Raw genomic sequence first — 3,894 nt, forward strand, 5'->3', positions numbered from 1 at the left:
CTTTTTTCAAATTCTTTTTCAGAACCTCAATCGGTTCTAAACCAAACCTTTCGGTTTTGCGCTTGTCTCTCAGAGACAGCTTTAATAGAATACCAAATCCGACAGCAAATGTCAAGCACTTTTTTCATTTATTTTTGCGCCGCACAGTGCCTGCATATAGTAGTATACCTGCTTGTCCCTGTCGCATACCCTGTAAGCCGCATCTAACCTTGACATTTTCCCCAATTTAGTGTATAATTCCGCTCTTGTGGGAACTTTTTTTACAAGGAGAACGGTTTATGAAAAAAGTTGGTTCACCGATCAGGCAACTGCTGCCGCGGCGTGATGTTCCGCTGCGCCAAAACGCAAGAGCGCAAAAGCTGCTCCTGCTGCTGCTGACACCGCTTACCGCGTTTTGGCTGATGCAGCTTGTTCTCGGCTCTCCGCCGTGGAATATGAGCGTAGGCGTGGCTCTGGCCAACTGGCTGTGTCTGAGCGCACTCTACTGGATCGGCTGTGCGATCATCGGCTATCCGGCGGTCTGCTGCGTGCTGCTGCACATTCTGGCCGGTATGTGGGGCGCTGCGAATTACTTCGTTTCTGTCTTCCGCGGCACACCTATTCTGCCGTGGGACTTTAAGGCACTCGGTACCGCTGTAGCCGTTGCAGGCAGTTACAGCCTGTCTATGACCTGGCAAATCGCCATCTGCATTATGCTGATCACACTGCTTGCGTGGGCGCTGCGCCCTTATTATAAGATGGGGCATTTTCGGCCGCGCAAAGGCGATCTGCTGCGCCGCGGTTCCGTGCTGATTGCCGGTCTGCTGTGTCTCATCCCAATCGCCCACCCGCAAATACTGGGCATGTTCGGCGTAGAGACCGACGTGTGGGATCAGCTCGGTGCTTACCAGACCGGCGGTGCCGCTGCAGAATTTCTGCGAAACACCGAATTTATGGAAGTGGAAAAACCGGATGATACCACGCCGGAACGCGTCAACGCTATTGTGAATGGTGCAGAGGATGACCCGACACCGAATGTCGGCGTAGATCACCCGAATATTGTTGCTATTATGAATGAGTCATGGGCGGACTTTGAGGACTTCGGCAATCTGACACTCACAGAAAGCCCAATGAATTACATCAACAGCGTGTCGAACGCGATTCACGGCCACGCCTACACCTCGGTATTCGGCGCGGGCACAAGCACGAGCGAGTTCGAGTTTCTGACCGGTAATTCGATGAACTTCCTGCCATCGGGCAGTATCCCGTATCAGCAGTACATTCTCGGTCCGACGGATTCATTGGCTACGCTGCTCAAGGGCTACGGCTACGAGACGCGTGCGTTTCATCCGGGTGAGCGGACCTCGTGGCAGCGTAATATCGCGTATCCGCGTCTGGGCTTCGACTCATTCAAGTGCGGCGAGGACATGGACGTACCGCAGACCGAGGAGCATGGCTACGTCAGCGACGATTCCGACTTCGAGCAGATTATTTGGGAGTTTGAGCATAAGGACGAAAGCACACCGCTGTTTCTGTTCAATGTGACGATTCAGAACCACGGCAGCTACACGGTTGAGGATTACCCCGCTGAGGTGCAGGTCGCCGATGAGCCGGGCGTGTACCCCAAGGCAGAGCAGTATCTGACGCTCGCCAATAAGACCGATGAGGCCTTCAAAAAGCTGATCGACTACTTCTCGTCACAGACTGAGCCGACCATTCTCGTTATGTTCGGCGATCATCAGCCGTCTGTCGAGCAGGAATTTCTCGATAAGGCGTACGGTGTCACGCAGGACGAGATGACCATGGCACAATATATGGATAAGTTTAAGGTACCATTCATCATCTGGGCCAATTACCCGCTGACCGGCGATTCGACAAAGATCACCAGCCTGAATTTCCTTGCTCAGTATGTGCTGCGCAACGCAGGCATTGAAACCAGTGCCTACGGAAAATACCTGTGGAATCTGCAGAAAACCATTCCGGCGATGACCTTTGCCGGCTATTTCGATAGTGAAGGCAACGCATACAGCCATCTGGATACCACAAAATTTACCCCGCTGATCAAAGATTACGAGCGCGTACAATATAACAACCTGTTTGGCGGCAACGAACGCCAAGCAGAACTGTTTGCCTCTCCGGCAAGTACAACTTCAAGCGACGCCGCAAACGCAACCAGTGGCGATTAAACAGAAGCGACTGCTATTGAACAGCACCCCATTTGTTAGACAGTATGATACACTATCTAACAGATGGGGTGATTTATTATGTCAAGAGGAAAACCGAACAAACGATACACGCCGGAATTTAAGAAGCTGGTCGTGGAAACCATGATGGAAGAAAGGTTGAGTTACTGTGAAACAGCGAGACGATTTGAAGTAAGAAGTGCCACTCAGGTCAGAAACTGGGAGCGAATCTATCTGGAGAAAGGGACGGAAGGCTTTGCCATCGAACGACGCGAACGCGGCAGCAGCGGCAGACCAAGAAAGCTGCCGAAAGAGGGGGGAGAAGATCTGCTGGCAGAAGTTCTGCGGCTGCGTGCGGAGAATGAATACCTAAAAACTTGCAAGCCTTGGTTTTGGAAGACGAGCGACGCCAGCACAAAAAACGCTGGTAGTTCAGAAACTAAGGAAGAAATCACAACTATTTTCCACGAAAACAAGGGCAGATACGGCTACCGGCGGATTACGACAGTGCTGCGCAGCCGAGAGTTCCTCGTGAACCATAAGACTTATGAAGATGTTGGGGCTGATTTGCCGCGTCCGAATGAAGAAATACCGTTCTTACAAGGGAAATATGGGTAAAGTTGCACCAAATCTGTTAAATCGGGATTTTCATGCAGACAAGCCCAATCAGAAGTGGGTCACGGATGTGACGGAGTTTAGCCTGTTCTGGGAGAAACTCTACCTGTCACCCATCCTCGACCTGCACAGCAGCGATCTGGTCAGCTACACGATTTCAGACCGTCCGGTACTGCGCATGGTAATGACTATGTTGGACAAGGCGTTTGCAAAGATTCCTGATGGTACAGACCTCATTCTCCATTCTGACCAGGGTTGGCAGTACCAGCGCATGCTCCGGGAGAAGGGCATCCGGCAAAGTATGGGCCGCAAGGGAAACTGCCTGGACAATGCCGTGATTGAAAATTGCTTTGGAATACTCAAAAGCGAGCTGCTCTATCTGCAGGAATTTCAATCCATGGAACACTTCAAACAGGAACTCATTGAGTATCTGGACTACTACAACAATCGCAGGATCAATGCAAAGCTAAAGGGCTTGCCGCCTGCAATTCACAGACAACAAGCCCTTTCGGCTGCTTGAACAATTTTTACGACGAATTTTTGTCTAACCTTTGGGGGCACTTCATATGCAGTCGCTTTTTATTATCTAAAATCCATCTAAGTCCAAGCATGTGCTTTACCTGATAGGCCCCAGCCACCAGCACCCGTAAACAATTCGCGCGACACGGGTATGTCACGCCTGCGTAGACTTAACCGCATGTATAGCAGCAAAGAATCTGACACTGCGAATAGGTCGAGAAATGGGAGCACACTGTGCTCCCCTACAGTAGAAAAGATCCTCTGCCGTTCCCCTTTTCGGAGCGATCGCTGGTTTCTGGTCTGCGCCAAACTAAGAAGTAAAGGAAAATGGGAGCTAAGAGGGTAGAAACCGTAGGTGTCTACCCTCTTGCCCCACCGCTGTGGTACGGCGAACTCCTCGCCAAATCTCAGCGAAAAACGCTCCGCCCGGATAGGGTGAACCGCCTGCGCGGTTCAAGTCCACCAGCAAACCACTGCAGAAAAGGCTGCCGCCCAGACAGGACGTATTGCTGACGCAACTCGTGTCCCCTGCAAAATCTCTGTAAAAAAAGAAAAAGCAGCAACTTTCGTTGCTGCTTTAGATGTAGGCGTTGAGTTA

1 protein-coding gene and 2 pseudogenes are annotated in these 3,894 nt (G+C 51.2%); all 3 read left to right on the forward strand.

Going from position 1 to position 3,894, the window contains the following annotated elements; translation table 11 throughout:
- Positions 1–278: 278 nt before the first annotated feature.
- The gene (locus DW088_RS15560) at positions 279–2,165 is read left to right on the forward strand and encodes an LTA synthase family protein (protein ID WP_118362004.1); all 1,887 of its coding nucleotides are present in this window, start codon (positions 279–281) and stop codon (positions 2,163–2,165) included.
- Positions 2,166–2,309: 144 nt separating this feature from the next.
- Positions 2,310–2,408 (forward strand): annotated as a pseudogene (locus tag DW088_RS16495) (hypothetical protein); the annotation flags it as partial.
- A 186-nt stretch (positions 2,409–2,594) separates the two neighbouring features.
- Positions 2,595–3,297 (forward strand): annotated as a pseudogene (locus DW088_RS15570) (IS3 family transposase); the annotation flags it as partial.
- Positions 3,298–3,894 lie beyond the last annotated feature (597 nt).

The sequence above is a fragment of the Butyricicoccus sp. AM05-1 genome (assembly GCF_003474415.1).
Classification (GTDB): Bacteria; Bacillota; Clostridia; order Oscillospirales; family Butyricicoccaceae; genus Agathobaculum; species Agathobaculum butyriciproducens.